We start from the raw sequence: 22519 nt of genomic DNA, 5'->3' as shown, positions 1-22519 counted from the left end.
GGGGCCTCACGCGTGAGCGGTCCACTCGGGTAGAGGCGCAGACCGGGTTTGGCAAGTCAGAAGCGCTTGGCCATGAACTGCGCGGCTTGTTCATAGCTGGCGAGCTTTTCGGCAAGTTCGGGCGCTTTGACCGCCCGGAAACCATGCTTGTACCAGAACGGCACCGACCCGTTGACCGCCACAAGGCTGGTGCTGGTGAAGCCGCTATGCCGCGCATGGCGCAAAATATCGCCAACGATCATCGCCGCAGCGCCGGTACCGCGCGCTGCCGGCAGCAGCGCCAGATCATGCAGGTAATAGGTGTCGGCGTCTTCGGGCAGGTGGCCGAGCGCGGAATTAAGCGCGGGCAGTTCGCCAAACCGCCATGGATGGCTGAGGATATAGCCTGACGGCACACCATCCAGCTCCAAAAGCCGCGTGCCTTCGGGATGCAGCCGTTGGCGCTCGGCGAACACTTCCATGTCCTCGGGGAAGCCCGGATGCACGATAGCGGCGATGGCTTCGACGGCCGGCAGGTCCAGCGTCGTCAGCGCTCTCCAGTGAATGGCGTTGCTCATGATGTTCCTTTGAGCCGCGTCCAGACGCTGCCCGATATTTGCCGCCCCCCGACAAACACCCCTCCATAAAGGCAAAAGGCCCGCGCTGTGAAGCGCGGGCCCTCCGATTTCAGAAATGAAATCGCTTAGTTGTTGTCGCGGCCCTTGAGAGCTGCGCCCAGGATGTCGCCCAGCGATGCGCCCGAATCGGACGAACCGTAGTTTGCGACGGCTTCCTTTTCCTCGGCGATTTCCAGAGCCTTGATCGACAGCTGGATACGCGAGGTCTTGCGATCGTACTGGGTGACGCGAGCGTCAACCTTTTCGCCCTTGCTGAAACGCTCTGGACGCTGATCGTTACGATCGCGGCTGAGGTCAGCACGACGGATGAAGGCGGTCATCTCGGTGTCGGCGATGCGGACTTCAATGCCCCCATCGTTGACTTCGATGACGGTGCCGGTCACGACTGCGCCCTTGCGGATGCCGCCCTGATCAGCGCCAGCTTCGGCGGACGAGGTGGTCTCGCCGGTTGCCAGCTGCTTGATGCCCAGCGAGATGCGTTCCTTTTCGACGTCAACGTCGAGGACCTTGGCCGAAACCATGTCACCGCGGTTGTAGTCTTCCAGAGCGATTTCGCCTGACTTCTGCCAGTCGAGATCGGAGAGGTGAACCATGCCGTCCACATCGCCGTCGAGGCCGATGAACAGACCGAATTCGGTCTTGTTCTTGACTTCGCCTTCGATGACCGAACCGACTGGGAACTTCTCGGCGAAGCTTTCCCATGGGTTTGCCAGGGTCTGCTTGAGGCCAAGCGAGATACGACGCTTGTCGGGATCGACCTCGAGCACGACAACTTCGACTTCCTGGGAGGTCGAGACGATCTTGCCTGGGTGAACGTTCTTCTTGGTCCAGCTCATTTCGGAGACGTGGATCAGGCCTTCAATGCCTGGTTCCAGTTCAACGAATGCGCCGTAATCGGTGATGTTGGTCACGCGGCCGGTGAACTTGGCCTCGATTGGGTACTTGGCTTCGATGCCATCCCATGGATCAGCCTGAAGCTGCTTCATGCCCAGCGAGATACGGTGGCTCTCGTGGTTGATGCGAACGATCTGGACCTTGATGGTCTCGCCGATCGTCAGCACTTCGGATGGGTGGTTCACACGACGCCATGCGATGTCGGTGACGTGTAGCAGGCCGTCAATGCCGCCGAGATCAACAAACGCACCGTAATCGGTGATGTTCTTGACCACGCCGTCGACAACCTGGCCCTCTTCGAGCTGCTGGACGATCTCCGAACGCTGTTCAGCACGCGATTCTTCGAGGATCGCACGACGCGAGACAACGATGTTGCCGCGACGCTTGTCCATCTTCAGAATCTGGAACGGCTGTGGCACGTTCATCAGTGGCGCGATGTCGCGGATTGGACGGATGTCCACCTGCGAGCGCGGCAGGAAGGCGATGGCGCCTTCGAGGTCGACGGTGAAACCACCCTTGACCTGGTTGAAGATGGTGCCTTCAACGCGCTCATTGGCGTTGTACATCTCTTCAAGCTTGACCCAGCTCTCTTCGCGGCGAGCCTTCTCGCGCGACAGAACGGCTTCACCGGCAGCGTTTTCGACGCGGTCAACATAGACCTCGACGATCGAGCCCACCTTGATGGTGCCGTCACGGCCAGCCTGGCCGAATTCCTTCAGCGCGATACGGCCTTCGGTCTTGAGACCGACGTCGATGATCGCGAGATCCTTTTCGATCGCAACGACGGTGCCCTTAACAACGGCGCCCTCTAGCGGCTCGTTATCAACGAACGAGTCCATCAGCAGCGATTCAAAGTCTTCTTTCGTCACAGTTTGCTGTGCCAAATATCTTCTCCGTTGCACCGGTGGTTTGGGGGTTAAGACCGGAAGTCCGCCATTCCCAAACGGAAATGCCGGCGCGCGAACGCCCGATCGAACAGTTGATTTGGATGTTTTCCGGCAAGCTACGCTGGGTGATGGCCGGGGCCGAACCGCACAAGGTTGGATTAAGGCCTTACAGCCCTGCCTTGCGCGCCATGGTCCCATCGACAATCGCGATGGCTGCGCGGAGTGCGGCCTCTATATCGAGAAGCGTCGTATCGAGCAAGTGCGCGTCGTCCGCTTTGTAAAAGCCGCCATTGGGGTTGAGCATGTCACGCGCATCCCGTTCCTCTATCTGGTGATAGAGCGCATAGCGATCAACCGCCTTGCCGCGTTTTTCGAGCTGCCGTGCCCGGCGCTCCATGCGCGACTTGCTGTCGGCCTGAATGAACAGCTTCACATCGGCATCCGGCGCGATCTTGGTGCCGATGTCGCGGCCATCAAGAACAGCGCCAGCGGCCTGGGTGGCAAAATTGCGCTGATAGTCATAGAGCGCCTGCCGCACGGGGCCGATCACCGCCACTTTACTGGCCAGCACGCCGGTTTCCGCTGATGTCAGCGCTTCGAGGTCGGTCAAATGGCTGGCATCGAGCGCCCGCGCCGCCGCGATGGCCGCCTCTTCAAAGCCCGCTTCATCTTCGTGACCGGCAATCGCCAGGCCCACGGCACGATAGAGCAACCCGGTGTCGAGATGCGGCAACCGGTAATGCGCGGCCAGCCCACTGGCCAGCGTGCCCTTGCCCGATGCTGCGGGACCGTCGACGGCAATGATCATCTAGCGTCCTTTCGCCGGTTCGATCCGGGCACCCAGGCTGTTCATCGTGTCGATAAAGCCGGGAAAGCTGGCCGCAATCGGATTGGTATCGTCCACGCTCACCTTATGGTGGCTGGCAAGCCCGAGCACCAGAAAGCTCATGGCAATGCGATGATCGCCGCGACTTTCCACCATGCCGCCACCATCGACCTTGCCGATGCCGCCAATGGTCAACGTGCTATCGCCTTCGCTGACCGTCACCTTGTTGGCAGCAAGCCCCGCCGCAATGGCCGCCAGCCGATCACATTCCTGCTCACGCAGTTCCGCCAACCCTTCGATGACGGTCTCGCCTTGCGCAAAGGCTGCGGCGATGGCCAGCGCCGGAATATCGTCCAGCATCGCGCCGGCATGCAGCGCGTCGACCCGCACGCCCTTCATCCGCGATGATCGAACGCGCAGGTCGGCGACGTGCTCGCCACCGATTTCGCGCTGGTTGATGAACTGGATATCGCCGCCCATTTCGAGCAACGTATCGATCAGCCCGGTTCGTGTGGGGTTGACCAGCACATTTTCGATGGTCAGGTCCGAACCCGCCACGATCAGCGCCGCAACCAGCGCATAGGCGGCCGAGGACGGATCGCCCGGCACGACAATATGGGTCGGCCGTAATTCAGTCAGACCGCGCAGGGTGATCGTCGTCACCCCGGCGTCGTCTGTCAAAGTCGATATGGCGACACCAAAGGCCGCCAGCATTTTTTCGGTGTGGTCCCGCGTCGGCACAGGTTCGACAATCGTCGTCGTGCCCGCAATCTGCGCGCCGGCCAGCAACAGGGCCGATTTGACCTGTTCGGACGGCTTGGCCATCACATGGTGGATCGGCAGCGGCGTCGCCGAACCGCGCAGCGTCAGCGGCAAGCCGCCTTCGGCACTTTCGACCTCCGTGCTGCCCGTCTGCGCCAGCGCGTCGGTCAGCGCGCCCAATGGACGACGAGCCAGCGTTGGCCCGCCGGTAAACTGCGTCTCAAACGCGTAAGGCGCGGCCAGCCCCATCAGCAGGCGCAAGCCTGTGCCGGAATTGCCCAGTTCAAGCGCGCCCTGCGGTTCGAGCAGTCCGCCGACCCCCAGTCCATTGATCCGCCAATTGCCATCCTGTCCGGCAATGCTCACGCCGAAGTGACGCAGGGCGTTTGCCGTCGCCAACACATCCTCGGATTCGAGCAGGCCCTCGATACTGGTTTGGCCCACCGCCAGCGCCCCCAAAATCAGTGCGCGGTGCGAGATAGACTTGTCGCCGGGCGTGGCAAATCGCCCGATAAACGGGTCGGCGCCGCGACTGGCAAATGGAGTTGGGCTGCTGTCAATATCGGTCATGGGCGAGGTCGCACTTAGCACGGGCAAAGCCGGTTATGCCACCGCCCCCTGTCGGCGCGAGGCCGATCTCCACATTTTCGGTTTGACAGGGGCCGGGTTTGTCCATAACCGGACTGACCGAACCGGGGCATGACTTTCGATCAAGAGCCCTGCAAAACCTTACGACGAGGAACATCGATGGCCAGTTCCGAACGCGGCACAAAGCGCACCGATCCAGAAACGGGCAAGAAGTTCTACGACCTGAACATGGACCCGATTGTCTCTCCCTATACGGGCAAGAGCTATCCGCGCTCCTATTTCGAGCAATTGCTCGTCGGCAAGCCCTCTCCTGCTACCGCCCGCAAGGTGGATGATGAGGATGACGAGGAAGCCGAAGACGAGGTTGAGGACGCAGCAGCGCCCGAGATCGTCAGTCTCGAAGATGCGGACGCCGAGGAAGCCGGCGACGAGGAAATTCCAGACGTCGAGGACGTTGAAGTCGACGAAGAGCTCGGCGAAGACGAAGCTGACGTGTTCCTCGAAGAAGACGAAGACGAAGACGACGAACTGGGCTTTGACGTCGGCGGCGACGAAGATCGTTGATTTTGCATGATTTTTCAGCCGGCTGTGAGAAACGGCCGGCTGAATAAAAAAGTGTCATTTAAGCACTTGCGTGGGCGGAGATCATCCCTTAGGTTCCGCCTCGCTTCGGACGGCCAAGTGCCCCCGAGACCCACGAAAATGGGGCCTTAGCTCAGCTGGGAGAGCGCTTGCATGGCATGCAAGAGGTCAGCGGTTCGATCCCGCTAGGCTCCACCATTTTCCTTTTTCGCGATATTTTAAGTGCCACACGTGCTTGTGGTTTTTGGCCATATACGGTCAAGGCCGTCGCGTTGCTGCGTTTGCAGACCAAACTTCCGAAATGACCGAATCTGCACGCGCGTTCTCAAAGAACCACCTGTGACGCTTTGGCGTTGTTTTTGTTAAAGGTCGCCCGCTAAGTTGGCGCCGTCCGATCAGCAAGCGCCCGGGTCCCGTGTCTCCAGTAGAATCCAGCATCGCGGCGATTGCCGACAAAATTCGGCGCGCCGATGGGATCACTGCGGGCAGTCTCGTCGCCATGCTGGGCAGTTCCTCCTATCCGCTGGTCGTGCTGGTGCTGAGCGTGCTCAACATGTTGCCCGGCCCGCCCGGCTATGGCGGCACACTCGCCATCACCATTATCAGCGTGACCATCGCCACGCTTCTGGGCCGCCCCTTGCGGCTGGGCGGCTGGATCGGCCGTCGTCACCTCTCGTCCAAGCTGCTTGAGCGGCTGGTCACACAGATGCAGTGGTTTGCGCGGCTGGTGGCAAAAGTCTCCCGTCCACGCCTCGAATTCCTGACCGGACCGCGCACCGAATTCCCGACCGGCTGTTTTATCCTTCTGGTCAGCCTGCCAATGGTCATCCCCATCCCCTTTATCAACGCCGTTCCAAATACCGGCATTGCCATCATCTGCGTCTCGCGTATCAATCGCGACGGCCTGGGGGTGCTGCTGGGCGGTTTTGTCGCCATTATAGGGCTGGTGATCGCCGCAGGTGCCGTATGGGCCGCCATTAGCCTCGCTAGAACGGTGCTGGGAACATGACCGACCTGCTCAAACGGCGTCTACTGCCAAGTGTATTGCGCCAGTTGGATCGCTATTCGACCGGCGGCTGGCTGTTGGGGCTGCTGTTTTTCGCACTGGCCCTGACGCCGTCACTCATCCCACGCCATTTCGTCACCCAAGGCATCCTCTGCGGCTGCACCTTTGCTGCGGGCTATGGCATTGGGGTTTTCCTGAGCTGGCTCTGGGATTATCTCGAACTCAGTTGGCCCAATGAGCGGCTGGCGCTGTGGATTGGGCGATCACTGGTCCTCGCCTGCCTGATTCTGGCTCTCGTTTTCCTGTGGTTTTCGACGGGCTGGCAAAACTCCATTCGCGCCGTCATGGGCGTCGCCCCGGTCGAGGCCAGCCAACCGGTGCTGGTCGCGGCCATTGCGGTCATTCCCGCTGCGATTCTGGTCGGTCTAGGCACGCTGTTCGTTCACGGCGTGCGCTTCGTATCGGCGTGGCTTGGCCGCATCATTCCGCGCCGCGTGGCGCTGGTTGGCGCCATTGTCGCGGTGGGCCTGTTGGCGGCGACGCTTGGCGAGGGCGTTGTCGGTCGCGGCTTGCTTTATGCGGCAGATCGTTTCTACGGCAATCTCGACCGGCTCGCCGGCAGCTACGCCGCCGAACCCTCCGATTCCCAGCGTTCGGGAAGCGCCGCGTCACTGATCGATTGGGACACGATCGGTCTCGATGCGCGCATCTATGTTCAGTCCGGCCCAACGCAGGCCGAAATCGTCGCGATGACCGACAAGCCCGCCCGCGATCCGGTCCGGGTCTATGTCGGCCTCCGCTCGGCCGACACACCCGAACAGCGCGCCGCGCTGGCGCTGCAGGAGATGGATCGCGTGGGCGCCTTCGACCGCAAAGTGCTCGCCCTGATCATGCCCGTCGGCACCGGCTGGGTCGAACCATCGGCCATCGACACGCTCGAATTCATGCATGGAGGCGACGTCGCTAGCGTCGCGGTGCAATATTCCTATCTGACCAGCTGGCTCTCGCTCGTGTCTGAGCCCGACGTGGGCGTCGATACCGCTCGCGCTTTGTTTTCAGCCGTCTATGCCCGCTGGCATGCCATGCCGCACGATTCGCGGCCTCGGCTTTATCTGCACGGCCTTAGTCTTGGCGCCTATAGCTCAGTGGCCTCGGCCTCGCTCTACGACATCCTTGGCGATCCGTTCGACGGTGCGCTCTGGGTCGGCACGCCATTCGCCACCGATGACTGGCGCAGCGCGACCGTCGGTCGTCAGCCCAATTCCCCTTGGTGGAAGCCGCAAGTCGGCGATGGCATGGCCGTTCGCTTCTCCAATGGCGAGGGCGACATGGTTGGCGATACGCGGCCATGGGGCCCGCTGCGGACCATCTTCCTGCAATATCCCAGCGATCCCATCGTGTTCTTTGAAGCGACCATGGCCTGGCGCGAACCTGTCTGGATTTCCGGTACGCGTCCGCCCGGTGTCTCGCCCTTGCTCAACTGGTATCCAGTCGTCACCTTCCTTCAGGTCGCGCTCGATATGGCGCTGGCCCAGACCGCGCCTATCGGCTTTGGCCACGTCTATGCGCCGCAGGACTATTTCGATGCCTGGGTACAGGTCAGTCAGCCCGAGGGTTGGAGCGAGAGCGATCTCAGCGCGCTCAGAACCAAACTCACTCGCCATGGCGACCGCACCCTCATCGAAGGCGGCTGGTTCCGCAGCTAGGGCGCCGCGTGAAAATCGGGTATGAGGTCGCCTCGCTTTGCGGCAGACTTTCCACCCCTCACCATCGGCGAATCATCCCGTGCCCCCGCGCAAAATCCACGCCTTGCCCTCCGCCGCCGCCCGCCACATATGGATCGCGGCGCAAAAGCTCGATAGCGCCAATCCCTTTGGTGAAGGGCCGGACGCCACGCGCGAGGCTATCGCCCATCTCGGCTATGTGCAGATCGACACCATCAACGTCATCGAGCGCTGCCACCATCACATCCTGTTTTCCCGCATGCCGAACTACCGGCGCAGCGACCTCACCACGGCCCAGTCGGTCGACAAATCCGTCTTCGAATACTGGACCCACGCGCTGAGCTATGTGCCGACGGCGGACTTGCCCTATTTCCTCCCGGCCATGAAACAGCATCGCCTTGAGCCCAAACGCTGGTTTGGCTCAGTGACGCCCGACGAAGCGCGCAAGATGCTCAAGCGCCTGCGCAGTGATGGCCCGCTCTCGATCCGCGACATCGGGGATGACGAACTGGTCGACAAGAATCACCCCTGGGGCAGCCGCAAGCCATCCAAGCGGGTGCTGGAGATGATGTTCTATCAGGGCCTGCTGGTGATCTCGGCGCGTCAGGGCATGCTCAAGACCTACGACCTGACCGAGCGTCACTTCGGCTGGACCAAAACGCCAAAACCTGCCACCGACCGGCAGATCACCGCCTATATGCTGGATCGCGCGCTGCGCAGCCAAGGCGTTGTCAGCCTAGATTCCATCTGCCACCTCGCCGCGCCCCGCAAGGCTGCGGTCAAGGAATTGATCGACAGCCGCGTGCGCCGCAAACTACTGGTGCCCGTCGCCATCGAGGGCGCCGAAAAAGTCGAGCATTGGGCCGCGCCCGAAACGCTGGAAGCCTCGACCGCCGAGGCGCCCAATCTGGCCCATATCCTGTCGCCCTTTGATCCGCTGATCATCCAGCGCAAACGGCTCAAACTGTTCTTTGGCTACGACCATCTGTTCGAGGCTTACCTGCCCGCCGAGAAACGCCAATACGGCTATTTCGCCCTGCCGGTTCTATTGGGCGACCGGATCGTCGCCGCCGTCGATCTCAAGGCCGACCGCGCCGCGCGGCGCCTGCTGATCCAGAAATGGACCTGGCTCGAAGACGCTGGTGCTGAAGGCAAAGCCGCGATTGACGAAGCTCTGGGCCGGTTCGAGGCCTTCCAGTTCGGCGTTTAATTATTATGACATTCATAGTCATATAAATATTGCGATCCGCCAAAGGACAGGCGATAGCAAAGGCAGCCATCAAGGAGTTGCCTGCCATGTTGTCCCGCCGCCTTGCTCTCACGCTGTCCGCTGCCCTGCTGCTGTCCACCAATGCCGCTTTCGCTCAGGCCATCACCGTGCCCACCATGTTCGGCGATATTGCTATTCCCGACCAGCCGGCCCGTGTCGCGGCTTTGGGTTGGTCCGATGGCGAGATCGTTCTGGCGCTGGGCGTACAGCCGGTTGCAGTCGCCAACTGGATGGGTCTGGTCGAAAAGGGCGTCGGCGCATGGGCAGTGGACCTGTTCGGGGATGAAACCCCCGTGGTGTTAGAAGCCGGCGAGACCAATTTCGAACAGCTGCTGAGCGCGACGCCAGATCTTATCGTCAACATCCGCTCCGACAATTCCGAGGAGGCCTTCAAGCGTCTCTCCGCAATTGCGCCCACCGTCTATGGCCCCGAGGGCACCGCGCCTTATGCCGCCAGCTGGACCGTGCAGGTCGCCCAGATTGCAGCCGCAATGGGCATCCCCGAAAAGGGCGAAGCGCTGATCGCTGCCACCGAAAAGAGCATTGCCGATAGCGCTGCCGCCCATCCCGAATTTGCCGGCAAGACCATCGCCGTCGTCGCCAAATACAGCGATACCTATGGCCTCTATCTGCCCGGCGACGCACGCTTTGACCTGATGACCCAGCTTGGCTTTGTGCCGACCCAACCTGTCATCGATGCAGCCGGCAACAACTTCTTCGTCGAAATCGGCTCTGAAAATTTCGGCCTGCTCGATGCCGATGTGGTGGTCCTGCTCATCCTCGACGGCACGGTGGAATCGCTCAAGGCCGATCCAATCCTGGCCAAGCTCCCCGCCGTTATCGCTGGTCGCACGGTGTACCCCGAAGAAGACGTCATGGCTGCCTATTCGGCTGGCTCGACGCTGGCGCTTGAATACTCGATCGATCACCTCGTGCCGCTGCTGGCCGAAGCCGCCGCAAAGTAAATCGCCCCGGGTGGGCGGCAAGCGAGCCGCCCGCCTTTCCAACCTATTGTGCACACGCTAGAACTTTCGCCGCGAAGTGGAGACACCCAATGGCGACCTACACCGATATTGCCCGGCGGGTGTATAATCACACCTGGAAGCTCGACCCGATCGTTCGCAGTCTTCTCGATACTGATTTTTATAAACTGTTGATGCTGCAGATGATCTGGGGGCTCTATCCCAAGGTCGATGCCACCTTCTCGCTGATCAATCGCACCAAGTCGGTCAAGCTCACAGAAGAGATCGATATCGACGAGTTGCGCGCCCAGCTCGACCACGCCCGCACGCTGCGTTTCACCAAAAAGGAAATGATCTGGCTGGCCGGTAACAGCTTCTACGGCTCCCAGCAGATTTTCGAGCCTGCCTTCCTCAAATGGCTCGAAACCTTCAGCCTGCCCGAATATCGGCTCGAAAAGCGCGACGGTCAGTTCGTGCTCGAATTCCCCGGCCTGTGGCTCGAAACCTCGATGTGGGAAATCCCGGCCCTCGCCATCATCAACGAGCTGCGGTCGCGCGCCGCGATGAAGCACTACGGTCCCTTTGCGCTTGATGTGCTCTATGCCCGGGCCAAGGCCAAGATGTGGGAAAAGGTCGAGCGGCTGCAAAAGCTGCCAGAACTCAAGATTTCCGATTTCGGTACCCGTCGCCGCCACTCGTTCCTCTGGCAGCGCTGGTGCGTCGAGGCCCTCAAGGAGGGCATTGGCGAAGCCTTTACCGGCACCTCCAACGTCAAGCTCGCCATGGACAACGACCTTGAGGCGCTGGGCACCAATGCCCATGAGCTGCCCATGGTGCTGGCGGCACTCGCCACCACCGACGACGCCCTGCGCGCCGCACCCTATCAGGTGCTGCAGGACTGGGAGAGCTACTATGGCGGCAATCTCAAGATCGTGCTGCCCGACGCCTTCGGCACCGACAGCTTCCTGCGTGATGCGCCCGATTGGGTCGCCGACTGGACTGGCTTCCGTCCCGATAGTGCTCCCGCCATTGAAGGCGGCGAGCGCATCATCGCCTGGTGGAAAGAACGCGGCCGCGATCCGCGCGAAAAGCTGCTGATCTTTTCGGACGGGCTCGATGTCGACATGATCGAGGAAGCCTACCTCCATTTCGATGGCAAGGTGCGCATGGCCTTCGGCTGGGGCACCAACCTCACCAATGACTTTGAAGGCTGCGCCCCCGATGGGCCAAACCCCGGCCTGGGCCCGATTTCGATCGTCGCCAAGGTCTGCGAAGCCAATGGCCGCCCGGCCGTCAAACTCTCCGACAACCCCGCCAAAGCCACCGGCACGCGGGAAGAGATCGACCGCTATATCCGCATCTTCGGCGATGCCGGCCGCGTGAATCACCCGGTCAAGGTGTAGTTTAGGGGTTATCCCTAGACCCTTTGATGTGTCGCTCATACGTACTCTCGGTTACTCCCTAGCTGCTGCAGCCAGGGTGGAACCGAGTTGCGTTTGCGGCATTACCAATTGTTGGAGAACCAGGGGTTCTGGGGCGGAATTAACGCCTTGGAAACGGCGCGGGATTAGCGTTCCGCAGGGGGCTCCGTCCAGGGGCCGGAATGACACTTCAACTTCTCGATATAACCGTACGTGACAAGCAGGCGCATCCACGCCTTGCAGGACGGATGACGGGTCATGTGCGCGCTCTGCTGTCTGAAGTGGCCGGCGGCCAGGAGCAGACGCACGACCTCAATATTTCGGTCTGGGCCGACATGCCGTCCGAAAGCAGCGATACCGATATTGAAATGGCGCTAATGCTCAAGGCCGCCGACATCATCGCGCGGCTCAAGGCGAACCTTGGTCCGGACGAAGCCTAGGACTTGATGTAGTCTTTGATGAAGGCCCGCTGGTCAGCGCTCAGCCCACCCGTACGACGGGCTGGCTTGGCGATCTCTGTCTCTGCTGGCTCAGCAACCGTATAGCGAAATTGCGGGGCATGGGCGTAGTAGCGGGCAGCGCGCTCTAGCGCGGCATCGGCCTTGACGCGCTTCTCGTCGCGAAAAAACCAGATGAACGTCGCGACGACGATCGCCCACATAGCTACCAGTTCCCAGACCATGATCGTCTCCGCAGATGCGGGACCGTCATAGCTAACGAGACGTTAACGGCCAATCGAAAGCCGGTATTAGGCTTACCGGCTAAAGTTTTATCAGTTGGTGATCGCGACCGGCAGTTTCTGGCCGCGATTGAGCGCCACGAGCATGGCCCGCACATCGTCTTCGGCGGCCTTGGTCACCTGCTTGCGGTTGTCGTTCTCGCTGAGGGGGCGCGGCGCGCCAAAGGCCACCGTCACATCCTTGACCGGCCCACCCAGAATATCGCGGATATTCTGTTTGACCGATTTGGATTTGATCCAGGCGATCAGCGAGCGCTCATTGCGGCTCACCGGCAGGCCCTGCAGCTTGGTATAGGCAATGGTCAGCGGCTGGATCATCACATCGGTCGCGCCCGCATCGATCATCGCCCGCTGCGCCGCGCCCACCAGCGCCGAGCGGAATGGCAGCACATGGGTGCCGATATCGGACTGCCCCTCGGCAAACAGCAGCACGGCATTGCCACCCGCCATATGCGCGCCCATTTCCGAAGCGGTGCGGCCAGCATCCGAGCGGCGCGTGCGGTCAACGAAAATGGTTTTCTGCAGCCGCGCCATCATGCCGACGAAGAACCACTCGCCTACCTCGCGTTTCGCCACGAAGGTCACATCGGCCACTGAGCCGATCGCGACGATATCGGTCCACGATACGTGGTTGGACACGAGCAGGGTGGCCCGCCCCGTCGCCGGCTGACCCACCAACGTCACCCGCAGCCCGAGGAAAATGCAGCCGAGCCGATGAAACAGGCGCGGCAACACATTCCAGAATGGCAGCTTGAGCGCGTTGATAATGGCCTGGAGCGGGATGACGACGATCATCACCGGCACCAGCACAAAAATGAAAAACAGAACGCGGAAGATCATTTCTTGCTTTGATCAGAGCTTTCGATGGGGACAGCGTAGAGTTCAAGCCGATGGTCGACCAGCCGATAGCCGAGCCGCTTGGCGATCACGTCCTGAATGGCCTCGATTTCCTCGTTGCGGAACTCGATCACGGCGCCGCTGCGGATATCGATCAGATGGTCGTGATGCTCGTCCGGGATCAGCTCGAACCGTGCGCGCCCATCCTTGAAGTCGTGCTTGGTGACCAGGCCCGCTTCCTCAAACAGGTTCACCGTCCGGTAAACCGTCGATAGCGAAATGCGGTCATCGACGGCCGAGGCGCGGCGATAGAGCTCTTCGACATCGGGATGGTCGGTAGCAGCTTCGATGATGCGGGCAATCACGCGCCGCTGGTCGGTCATGCGCATGCCCTTGGCAACGCAGGCCTCTTCCAGCGTCGGATCAGTCTGGCTTTTGCTCACCCTACAGCTCCCAACCGGTCAAACTAACAACCGGGTTACCCAAGATCGCGCGCCATGACAAGCGCGGTGGCCGCCGACCCATCCGCCTTGGGATAATAGCCCTTGCGCGACGAGATGGTGGCAAAGCCCTCGCGGCCATAAAGCTTGATGGCCGCCGCATTTTCTTCGCTGACTTCCAGAAACATCTTGCGCGCCGGGGTCGTCAGTAGGTCGGCAAAGGTCGCCTTGAGCAGGGCCTGCCCGATCTTTTTGCCGCGCCATTTGGGATCAACCGCGATTGTCAGCAATTCGGATTCATCGGCGGCAATGCGGATCAGCGCGAAACCGGCAATGCGGCGCTTGGGGTCGCAGGCGACGTAAACCGGCGTGCTGTCATCAGCCAGAAAGCTCTCGAACTCGCCCACCGGCCAGCCACGATAGAACCCCTGCGCGTGAATGCGGGCGAGTTCCTTTGCATCGGCAATGCGACCCGGTTCGATATGCAGTCCGGCTGGCGCCATCCAGAGCTTGATCATGTGCCCAGCCTTTCGATCCGCGCCGCCGTCTGCGGCTTGGCATCAGCCTCACGCACATAACTCGCCTCGGAATGATGTGTCGCCGGGTCCGCGGTCGCGCCATAGCGCGCCAATAGTCCAATATCGACAAAGGGCGACTCGATCAGCTGGGATTCGGCCAAAATGCCAGTCCGCGCGTCGTCCATCGGCAGCAGGGCGGCCTCAGTGCTGGGCACGCCCGCCGCCGAAAATGTCTGGAAATAAGCTTCGCCACGTCGCGCATCGAGCAACACGGTCGATGGACCCGTCACGCTCAATGACAGCGCCAATAGGCTTGGCACGCCAACCACCGGAATATCACGCGCCAGCCCAAGCCCGCGCGCCGCCGAAAGGCCGATGCGCAGCCCGGTGAATGACCCCGGCCCGGTCGTGGTGACGATGCGTTCGAGATCGGCATAGCCCATACCATTGCGCGCCAGCAGGTCGGCGATACGGCCAAAGATCAGTTCGGCATGGCCCGTCGTGATCTCGTCAATCGAGGTGTCCACGCGCCCGTCGGCCAGCAGCAAAGCCAGTTGCAGGCGGGGCGCAGCGGTGTCGATGGCGAGGGCAATGGTCATGGCATCGCTCTAGCGCCGGGCGCGCGCGAAGTCGAGCCTTTGCCCGCTCACAACCTCCTGCCTTGACGCCCCCGCGCCTCGGGGCGACCTTGCGCCCATGCGTCCTGATTCGCCGAGAGCCCCGCAATGACCTGGCTGGCCGAGACTGCCATGCTGAGCCACGGCTGGCGCCGCTTCCTGTTGCTGGTTGTCGCCGGTGCTGTCGCTGGCCTGTCCATCCCACCGCTTTTCATCGTGCCCGCCCTGTTCGTCACCTTCCCGTTCTGGGTCTGGTGCCTCGATGGCGCCGAAAAGGCACGCGGACTGCGCCGTATTCTGGGGCCAGCCTTCACCATCGGCTTTGCCTTCGGCTGGGGCTATTTCACCGTCGCCTTCCATTGGCTGGGCGCGGCGTTCTTCGTCGATGGCGGCATCATGATCGCGCTGATGCCCTTCGCCATTCTGGCATTGGCCGCAATGATCGCCTTCTTCTGGGGGGTGGCGAGCGCTCTGGCGCATGTGTTCTGGTCGCACGGCCCATGGCGTATCGTCACGCTGGCAACCTTTCTAACAATAGCCGAATGGGCCCGCGGCCATGTGCTGACCGGCTTCCCCTTCGACCTGCTCGGTTATGCGCTGACCCCGACCGACGAGATGATGCAGATCACCTCGGTCATCGGCATATACGGCTTGACGCTGGTCGCAGCGCTCCTGGCGATGACGCCCGCGCTGATCTGGCCCGCTGATGGCCGCGGCCTTAGTCGCCGCCTGTTGCCATTCTTCATCGTTATTCTCGTGCTCTCGGCGCAGCTCGGCTATGGCTACAATCGTCTCACCGGCACCAAATCCACCGAGCGGCAGGACGTCTCCATGCGGCTGGTGCAGCCGCTGGTTTACGACCACGCCGATTGGGGCAATGCCAATCCGGTGGCGCTGATCGACCGGCTGCTGATGCTGAGCGATATGCGCATGGACCCCACCGATCAGGGCCTGGCCGATATCACCCATCTGGTCTGGCCCGAATCCAGCCTGCCGTTTTTCCTCTCGACCTATCCTGATTCGCTGGCCCGCATCGCCCGCCTCCTGCCGGAGGGCACCACGCTGCTCGCCGGTGCGCCGCGCCAGCAATATGAGCCGGGCGACACCACCAGTTCTGGCCCACCCTACAATTCCATGCTGGCCATCGACAGCAATGGCGAGGTCATCGCCTCCTACGACAAGTCTCATCTGGTGCCGTTCGGCGAATTTCTGCCCTTCGGTCCGTTCTTTGCGCAGTTCGGCATCAAGCAATTCGTGCCCGGCGCCGAAGGCTGGGCCCATGGCGATGCGCGGCGCCGCCTGATGAGCCTGCCCAATACTCCGGCCTTCCTCGCGCTGATCTGCTACGAAATTCTGTTCTCGGGCGATCTCGGCGATACGGCCGGCGCCCAGTTTATCCTCAACATCACCAACGATGCCTGGTTCGATGGCTCGATTGGTCCGGCCCAGCACGCCCATCATGCCCGCGTCCGTGCGGTTGAGGAGGGCATGAGCCTGATTCGTGCCGCCAATTCCGGCCTGACCTTTGCTACCGATCCGCTCGGCCGCATCACTGGCCAGATCCCGCCGATGGAAATGTCGGTGCTTGATGTGCGCCCGCATGAACGCCTCGCCAGCACGGTGTTTTCGCAGGTGCGCTACTGGCCATTGCTGGTCGCTCTGGTGGCCGGATTGCTGATCTCGCTGGTTGCGGCGCGCGGTGGTCGTCGGCGCATAGCCTGACCGGGTCGCTCAAGTATTGACAATTGGTGCGCCAAGGCGTTGCTCGCCGCAAAACGCCGGAGCACCGCCATGCAGGACTATGTCCGCCGCATCCTGACCTCATCTGTCTATGAAGCCGCCGAGCAGACCCCGCTCGATGAGATGAAGCTGCTCTCTGCCCGCCTCGATGCGCAGATTTTGCTCAAGCGCGAAGATTTGCAGCCGGTCTTTTCGTTCAAGATTCGGGGTGCGCACAACCGTATCGCCCATCTGACACAGCAAGAGCGCGAGCGCGGTGTCATCTGCGCTTCGGCTGGCAATCACGCCCAGGGCGTCGCCCTTTCGGCAACCCGCCTCGGTATTCGTGCCGTCATCGTCATGCCCACGACGACCCCCGCCATCAAGGTTGGTGCCGTGCGTCGCCTTGGCGGCGAAGTCGTGCTGTTCGGCGATGGCTTTGACGCCGCACGCGGCCATGCGGCCGAACTGGCCGAGCAGAACGGCTATATCGTGGTCCACCCCTTCGATGACCCCGATGTGATCGCGGGGCAGGGCACGATCGGCATGGAATTGCTGCGCCAGCACCCCGGCGATATCGGCGCCATCTATGTGCCCATTGGCGGCGGCGGACTCGCTTCAGGCATTGCCGCCTTCGTTAAATTCCTGCGCCCCGAAATCCGCGTCATCGGTGTTGAACCCGAAGAAGCTGCCAGCATGAAGGCGGCGATTGCCGCCGGCTATCCGGTCGAACTCGATCAGGTTGGCCTGTTTGCCGACGGCGTGGCCGTGCGCAAGGTGGGCGACGAAACCTTCCGCATCTGCCGCGAACTGCTCGACGATATCGTCACCGTCTCGGCCGACGAAATCTGCGCCGCTATCAAGGATATCTTTGACGATACCCGCGCCATTGCCGAACCGGCCGGTGCCCTGGCCCTCGCGGGTCTACGCCGTCAGGTTGAAAATGGCGATGCCCCTCGCGGCGCGCTGATCGCCATCAATTCCGGCGCCAATGTCAATTTCGACCGCCTGCGCTACGTCGCCGAGCGCGCCGAAATCGGTGAGCGTGCCGAGGCTTTGCTGAGCGTTGAAATCCCTGAGCAGCCCGGCAGCTATCGCGCTTTCATGCGCCTGCTCGGCCAGCGTTCCATTTCGGAATTCAACTACCGCATCTCGCAGGGCAAGACCGCCAAGATCTTCGTCGGCGTCAAGCTCACCCGGGGCGATACCGAAAAGCTCGAGATCCTGGCCCAGCTGGAAAACCATGGTCTCAAGGTCACCGACCTCACTGATAACGAAGTCGCCAAGCTCCATGTCCGCCACATGGTCGGTGGTCGCGTCAGCGACCTGCGTGACGAGGTCGTCTACCGCTTCGAATTCCCAGAGCGCCCCGGCGCCCTGCTCAAATTCCTCGATGGCCTGACCGACGAATGGAACATTTCGCTGTTCCATTATCGCAATCACGGCGCCGATTATGGTCGCGTACTGGTGGGCATCCAGGTGCCGCCGTCAACCCGGGCCGATTTCATCGCCCATATTGACGCCATCGGCTTCCCCTATTGGGAAGAAACCGAAAATCCGGCCTATCGACAATTCCTTGACCATGAGCCTGCGTGAAACCTTCTCGCCCGCCCAAGGTTGTGCTTCATCGAAACGTCTTATCTTTGCGCCATCGGTAGCATCTTTTACAGAATAGGCGTTTTTCCGCCGCATTCCGTTGCAATCGCCTTGGGTGGAATTGTTCGACGAAGCCCCGCTATCTCAAACGCCTGAAAAACAAAACCAATCACAATACTGGAGACGATGTTGATGTCGAGGACAAAGCTTTTGCTGCTGGCGACTGTCGCCACTGGCGTAATGTTGCAGCCCGCTATGGCTCTGGATGCTCAGTCATTCGTTGACCGGGTGGCCGCAGTCTACAAGACCATGGGCTACGATCTCGAATTCGGCCCGGCCACGCTTGATGGCGATACTATCACCGTTGATGGCCTCACCGCTTCCATTCCCTCGACGCCAGAAGCCCCGATGGAGCCAATGGTTCTCGACACCGAGATCACCTTCTCGGGCGTCACCGAAAATGGCGATGGCAGCTATTTCGCTGACTCGGTCACCATTCCGGACATCGACACCGAGTTTACCGCGGAACCAGTCGGCCATCTCAGCCTTAGCGACATCCGCGTTGATGGCTTCTACGTGCCAGCCGGCAATCCCCCATCGGCTGTTGGCCTGCTGCAGCTTTATCAGTCGTTCAGCACCGGCCCGCTGTCGGTCACGCGCGATGGCGTCGAAGTCGTTTCGTTTGACTCGGTCACGTCGGAATCCAAGTTCAATCCAGAATTTGGCAGCGCAGCCCTGACCGACCTGACCTCCACGTTTGAAGTCTCGGGCATCACGGTTGACCTCACCTCGCTGCGCGAAGAAGAGCCAGACGCTGCCGACACCATTGACGCACTCGGCCTGACCACCGTCAACGGCGACATCTCCATGGACATGGCCTGGTCGATGTCCGATGGCCACATTCAGATCAATCAGTTCCTGCTCGATTTTGCGGATGTCGGCTCGCTCGATATCGCGCTCGACATCACCGGCTTCACCCCGGCTGTGCTCGATCAGATCTACGCCATGCAGGCCAAGATGGCCGCTGCTGGCGAGCCAACCCAGGAACAGGCTCAGGCCCAGATGATGCAGGGCATGGCTCTGCTGCAGGGCGTCTCCATCGTTGGTGCCAGCGTGCGCTATGACGATGCATCGCTGGCCGGCAAGGCTCTCGATTCCGTCGCCAAGGACAATGGCACCGACCGCGCCAACTTCGTCGCAGGCCTCAAGGCTATGCTGCCAAGCGTAATCGCAAGCTCGGGTATCCCTGCGCTCAATGACATTGTCGTGCCGCCCGTATCGGCCTTCCTCGACAATCCACAGAGCCTTGAAGTCAAGCTTGCGCCACCATCGCCAACCTCGCTGCTGGTGCTGATGGCCGCTGCGGCCAACCCTGCTGGCCTGATCACCGCGCTCGGTCTGGCTGTCGAAGCCAATACGGCGAAGTAATCCGCTTTTTGAGGGCGACGCTCCCGCGCCGCTCTCAATCCCCTGAGGTGAAAACTTCACCACTTTCAGTCATAATGGTTCAATGAACGATCTTCCGCCGATCACCGCCCGCAGCCTGTCCCACATCTCCGATTGGGTCTTTGATCTCGACAACACGCTCTATCCGCGTGAGTGCAATCTGTTTGCCCAGATCGATCTCAAGATCACCAATTACGTGATGGATGTGACGCAGCTCGAGTTTGTGGCGGCGCGCGATCTGCAGAAATCCTATTATCGCGACTTCGGCACGACCCTGAACGGGTTGATGCAGCAGCACGAAATCGACCCGGACCATTTCCTCAAGACCGTGCACGCCATCGACTATTCGCCGGTCGAAGCGCATCCCGATCTGGTGGCCGCCATTCGCGCTCTGCCGGGCCGCAAGTTCATCCTGACCAATGGCGATACCGGCCATGCCCGCTCGGTGCTGTCAAAGCTTGGCGGCGATGATTTGTTCGAGCACGTGCATGACATTCGGGCCATGACCTATGTGCCCAAGCCACACCGCGAGGCCTATGACGGGTTCTTCGCGCTACACGGTATCGATCCGACCAAGGCCGTCATGTTCGACGATCTCGAGAAAAATCTCGTCGTGCCGCATGATGTGGGCATGTCCACCGTGCAGGTGGTCGCTGGCGAAAGCTACGCCCATGAGCAGGTCGAGGCATGGGAACTCGGCCGCGCCGCCGGTTCGCATGTGCATCACGTCACCGACAATCTGGCGCAGTTCCTGCGCAAGCTGCCCTGATCACATCGAGTTCAGGTGCAGGATATTGCCGTCCGGGTCCTTGAACCAAACCATCTTGAAGTCACCACCACCATGGATGTCGCCAGTGCGCGGCATGCCGTCATAGTGCTCGAAGGTAACGCCTTTGGCCTTGAGGTCGGCGACGATGGTTTCGATCTGGTCACCCACGCCCCACACCACCGCATTGGCTTTGTTGGTGCCGGCAAACTTGGAGACATAGATCACCAGCGTTGTCCCGCCGGTCTTGAGTTCGATGACGTTGTCATCGCCCTTCACCACCGTCAGTCCCAAAACATTGGTGTAGAAATCGCGGGCCCTCGCCAGGTCGCGAACCGCGATGATGGCAGCAGAGTCAGTGTCCTTCAGCATGTGCCGATCCTTCCTTGTTGAACCTGACAACGTCGCAAACGCCATCTGGTTCAAGGAGGGGCAATCAAGCCCGATCAGATTGGCAAGCCGCTCAGCAGTTTAGGCCCGCTGGCCGATACGCCGGACGCTGTTCGGATCAGCGCCGACTTGATTGGCCCCGCCCGTTCGACGAGCCCCAGCCCGAAGTCGCGCAGCGCGCGGACGGGCGCCACATCGTTGGAAAACAGCCGGTTCAACCCATCTGTCATTGCCGCCATGCTGGCCGTGTCGAGCCGCCGCCACGCCTGATAGCGTTCCAGCACATCATCGCCACCGTGATCGAGCCCGAGCCGTACCGCCTCGACCACCACCTCTGCCAGTGCCGCGACATCCTTGAGCCCCAGATTGAGGCCTTGCCCGGCAATGGGATGCACCACGTGGGCCGCATCACCCACCAGTGCCAGGCGCTTTGAGACGAAATCCCGCGCGATCTGCAGCCGCAGCGGAAAGCCCTGCAACTGCTCTTCAACCGTCACGGCGCCCAGTGTCGAGCCCATCACGGCTTCGATTTCGCCGGCCAATGTTGCCGCGTCCATTGCCAGAAAGCCCGGCGCGTCGGCACTGCGCTCCGTCCAGACCAGCGACGAGCGATTGCCCGGCAGCGGCAGACTGGCAAATGGCCCGGCTGGCCGGAAATGCTCATAGGCAACGCCGTCATGGGGCAGGGCGTGGCCAATGGTCGTCACGAGCCCGGTCTGCTTGTAGTCATGCGCGATCACGCCAATGCCGGCCATCTGCCGCAGGGCCGATTGTCCGCCATCCGCCGCAACGACAAGTGGTGCCGATAGCACCCGACCATCCGCCAGCGTCAGCCGCGCGCCATCTGTCTCGTTGGCCAGCCCGGTAATCGTTGCGGGGGCCAAAACGGAAATCTTGTCGGCAACCGCATCGAGCAAAACCTGCCCGCTGACGCTATTGGGCACCATATGCGCAAAGGCTTCGCCCGGCGCGACATCGCCATCAAAGGTCAAAAACAGCGGCCGTGAAATATCGCCTTCGCCGGAATCGGTAATCCGCATGGCGGTGATTGGCTGCGCCGCAGCGGCCATTTGCGGCCATACGCCCAGCGCCTCGAACACGCGTCGCACACCGGCTGCTATTGCCGAGGCCCGCGCGTCGCGCGGCACCGAGAGCGGCCGCCTATCGACCAGCGCCACGCGGATGCCCTTGGCGGGCTGAACCAGCGCCAGCGCCAGCGTCAGCCCGACCGGTCCGCCGCCCACGATGATGACATCAAACGCTTCGTTCTTGGCCATGCCGCTCTCCTGCATCAAGCTTGCTGACCCCTACGACGATCTGCTGCTGCTGCCAATAATGCACATCATCGCATCCCGGTTCATCGCCATCAGACCAGTGCCTCAAAAAAGCGCAGCGGCCTTTGAACTTGCCCAATCCTTGAGCAATTCGCTGCCGTCATTTTGGACGCTTTCCGTCGGCAAATTCTAGTGCTTTGAAAACGCTGGTAGTTTCGCGGTGAGGCCAAGTTGGCACGGCGCTTGAGTCTAGTAAGCCATTCCAGACCAGCGCCAAGTCGCAAAGGGGCTCAAATGAAACTGGTGATCGCAATTATCAAGCCATCACGCCTCGAAGAGGTTCGCCAGGCACTCAACTCGCTCGACGTTCACGGCATGACCGTGACGGAAGTGAAGGGTTACGGCCGCCAGAAGGGGCATTCCGAAATCTACCGCGGCACTGAATATGCCGTGCATTTCCTGCCCAAGCTGAAGGTCGAGATTGCCGTCGATGACGCGCTCGCCGATGCCGTGAGCACCGCCATCCGTGACAGCGCCCAGACCGGTCGCATCGGCGATGGCAAGATTTTCGTGCTCGATCTGCTCGCCGTCACCCGTATCCGCACCGGCGAGACCGGCGCGGCTGCCCTCTAAGCGTC

The 22519-nt window shown here is 61.3% G+C and carries 24 protein-coding genes and 1 tRNA gene; 14 read left to right on the top strand and 11 right to left on the bottom strand.

The genetic code is table 11. The annotated features are described in order from the left end of the window. Positions 1-56: 56 nt before the first annotated feature. The 4 genes from ABIE28_RS17070 to aroA form a co-directional block, all read right to left on the bottom strand. The gene (locus tag ABIE28_RS17070; protein WP_354064997.1) at positions 57-557 is read right to left on the bottom strand and encodes a GNAT family N-acetyltransferase; all 501 of its coding nucleotides are present in this window, start codon (positions 555-557) and stop codon (positions 57-59) included. Between the two features lie 125 nt (positions 558-682). After that, on the bottom strand, positions 683-2395 hold the full coding sequence (gene rpsA / locus ABIE28_RS17065) for a 30S ribosomal protein S1 (protein ID WP_354064995.1): 1713 nt from the start codon (positions 2393-2395) through the stop codon (positions 683-685). Between the two features lie 169 nt (positions 2396-2564). Then, positions 2565-3206, bottom strand: a complete 642-nt coding sequence (locus tag ABIE28_RS17060; protein WP_354064993.1) for a (d)CMP kinase — start codon at positions 3204-3206, stop codon at positions 2565-2567. Further along, positions 3207-4556, bottom strand: a complete 1350-nt coding sequence (aroA, locus tag ABIE28_RS17055; protein ID WP_354064991.1) for a 3-phosphoshikimate 1-carboxyvinyltransferase — start codon at positions 4554-4556, stop codon at positions 3207-3209. Between the two features lie 177 nt (positions 4557-4733). On the opposite strand from aroA, the gene ABIE28_RS17050 reads away from it, so the two are divergent. The 8 genes from ABIE28_RS17050 (at position 4734) to ABIE28_RS17015 (ending at position 11979) form a co-directional block, all read left to right on the top strand. Continuing rightward, positions 4734-5138, top strand: coding sequence for a TIGR02300 family protein (locus ABIE28_RS17050; protein ID WP_354064990.1), 405 nt, complete (start codon positions 4734-4736; stop codon positions 5136-5138). A 140-nt stretch (positions 5139-5278) separates the two neighbouring features. Further along, positions 5279-5354, top strand: a tRNA-Ala gene (locus tag ABIE28_RS17045). Between the two features lie 217 nt (positions 5355-5571). Beyond that, positions 5572-6165 carry an exopolysaccharide biosynthesis protein gene (locus ABIE28_RS17040; RefSeq protein WP_354064989.1) on the top strand — a complete coding sequence of 198 codons (594 nt, stop codon included), beginning with the start codon at positions 5572-5574 and terminating at the stop codon, positions 6163-6165. Further along, complete coding sequence (locus tag ABIE28_RS17035; RefSeq protein WP_354064987.1) at positions 6162-7868, top strand: alpha/beta hydrolase; 1707 nt, start codon at positions 6162-6164, stop codon at positions 7866-7868. The genes ABIE28_RS17040 and ABIE28_RS17035 overlap by 4 nt, the downstream gene beginning before the upstream one ends. A 79-nt stretch (positions 7869-7947) precedes the next feature. Further along, the gene (locus ABIE28_RS17030) at positions 7948-9096 is read left to right on the top strand and encodes a winged helix-turn-helix domain-containing protein (RefSeq protein WP_354064985.1); all 1149 of its coding nucleotides are present in this window, start codon (positions 7948-7950) and stop codon (positions 9094-9096) included. Between the two features lie 86 nt (positions 9097-9182). Next, entirely contained in the window at positions 9183-10121 is a 939-nt protein-coding gene (locus ABIE28_RS17025; RefSeq protein ID WP_354064984.1) for an iron-siderophore ABC transporter substrate-binding protein, read from the top strand. Positions 10122-10210: 89 nt separating this feature from the next. After that, positions 10211-11521, top strand: a complete 1311-nt coding sequence (pncB, locus tag ABIE28_RS17020; protein ID WP_354064982.1) for a nicotinate phosphoribosyltransferase — start codon at positions 10211-10213, stop codon at positions 11519-11521. 200 nt (positions 11522-11721) lie between these two features. Further along, positions 11722-11979: a hypothetical protein gene (locus ABIE28_RS17015; RefSeq protein WP_354064980.1), complete on the top strand. Its 258-nt coding sequence runs from the start codon at positions 11722-11724 to the stop codon at positions 11977-11979. Here the strand turns inward: ABIE28_RS17015 and ABIE28_RS17010 are convergent. The 5 genes from ABIE28_RS17010 to tsaB form a co-directional block, all read right to left on the bottom strand. Beyond that, entirely contained in the window at positions 11976-12221 is a 246-nt protein-coding gene (locus ABIE28_RS17010) for a hypothetical protein (protein ID WP_354064978.1), read from the bottom strand. The two genes, ABIE28_RS17015 and ABIE28_RS17010, sit on opposite strands and share 4 nt — an antisense overlap. A 90-nt stretch (positions 12222-12311) precedes the next feature. Then, positions 12312-13118, bottom strand: a complete 807-nt coding sequence (locus ABIE28_RS17005; RefSeq protein WP_354064976.1) for a lysophospholipid acyltransferase family protein — start codon at positions 13116-13118, stop codon at positions 12312-12314. Then, a complete protein-coding gene (locus tag ABIE28_RS17000) occupies positions 13115-13504 on the bottom strand; it encodes a Fur family transcriptional regulator (RefSeq protein WP_354066476.1) in 390 nt (129 codons plus the stop codon). The genes ABIE28_RS17005 and ABIE28_RS17000 overlap by 4 nt, the downstream gene beginning before the upstream one ends. Before the next feature lie 89 nt (positions 13505-13593). Next, positions 13594-14073 carry a ribosomal protein S18-alanine N-acetyltransferase gene (gene rimI, locus ABIE28_RS16995; RefSeq protein ID WP_354064974.1) on the bottom strand — a complete coding sequence of 160 codons (480 nt, stop codon included), beginning with the start codon at positions 14071-14073 and terminating at the stop codon, positions 13594-13596. Next, positions 14070-14672, bottom strand: coding sequence for a tRNA (adenosine(37)-N6)-threonylcarbamoyltransferase complex dimerization subunit type 1 TsaB (gene tsaB, locus ABIE28_RS16990; protein ID WP_354064972.1), 603 nt, complete (start codon positions 14670-14672; stop codon positions 14070-14072). Before tsaB ends, rimI begins: the two co-directional genes overlap by 4 nt. 126 nt (positions 14673-14798) lie before the next feature. On the opposite strand from tsaB, the gene lnt reads away from it, so the two are divergent. The 4 genes from lnt to ABIE28_RS16970 all read left to right on the top strand — a co-directional run bounded on the left by lnt (position 14799) and on the right by ABIE28_RS16970 (position 20220). Then, positions 14799-16412 carry an apolipoprotein N-acyltransferase gene (gene lnt, locus ABIE28_RS16985; RefSeq protein WP_354064970.1) on the top strand — a complete coding sequence of 538 codons (1614 nt, stop codon included), beginning with the start codon at positions 14799-14801 and terminating at the stop codon, positions 16410-16412. Positions 16413-16451: 39 nt separating this feature from the next. Then, entirely contained in the window at positions 16452-18005 is a 1554-nt protein-coding gene (gene ilvA / locus ABIE28_RS16980; RefSeq protein WP_354064968.1) for a threonine ammonia-lyase, biosynthetic, read from the top strand. Positions 18006-18197: 192 nt separating this feature from the next. After that, positions 18198-19433 carry an aq_1923 C-terminal domain gene (locus ABIE28_RS16975; RefSeq protein WP_354064967.1) on the top strand — a complete coding sequence of 412 codons (1236 nt, stop codon included), beginning with the start codon at positions 18198-18200 and terminating at the stop codon, positions 19431-19433. Positions 19434-19515: 82 nt separating this feature from the next. Further along, a complete protein-coding gene (locus ABIE28_RS16970) occupies positions 19516-20220 on the top strand; it encodes a pyrimidine 5'-nucleotidase (RefSeq protein ID WP_354064966.1) in 705 nt (234 codons plus the stop codon). On the opposite strand, the gene ABIE28_RS16965 is transcribed toward ABIE28_RS16970, so the two are convergent. Both ABIE28_RS16965 and ABIE28_RS16960 read right to left on the bottom strand, forming a co-directional pair. Continuing rightward, complete coding sequence (locus tag ABIE28_RS16965) at positions 20221-20589, bottom strand: VOC family protein (RefSeq protein ID WP_354064964.1); 369 nt, start codon at positions 20587-20589, stop codon at positions 20221-20223. A 74-nt stretch (positions 20590-20663) separates the two neighbouring features. After that, positions 20664-21884, bottom strand: coding sequence for an FAD-dependent monooxygenase (locus ABIE28_RS16960; protein WP_354064962.1), 1221 nt, complete (start codon positions 21882-21884; stop codon positions 20664-20666). Between ABIE28_RS16960 and ABIE28_RS16955 the strand changes: the two genes are divergently transcribed. After that, entirely contained in the window at positions 21877-22074 is a 198-nt protein-coding gene (locus ABIE28_RS16955; protein WP_354064960.1) for a hypothetical protein, read from the top strand. The genes ABIE28_RS16960 and ABIE28_RS16955 overlap by 8 nt on opposite strands. Positions 22075-22175: 101 nt before the next feature. Next, on the top strand, positions 22176-22514 hold the full coding sequence (locus ABIE28_RS16950) for a P-II family nitrogen regulator (protein WP_046134535.1): 339 nt from the start codon (positions 22176-22178) through the stop codon (positions 22512-22514). Positions 22515-22519 lie beyond the last annotated feature (5 nt).

Source organism: Devosia sp. 2618, from assembly GCF_040546815.1.
GTDB lineage: Bacteria > Pseudomonadota > Alphaproteobacteria > Rhizobiales > Devosiaceae > Devosia.
The sequence above is the reverse complement of the archived record's forward strand: the minus strand, read 5'-3'. Positions and strand labels throughout refer to the sequence as shown.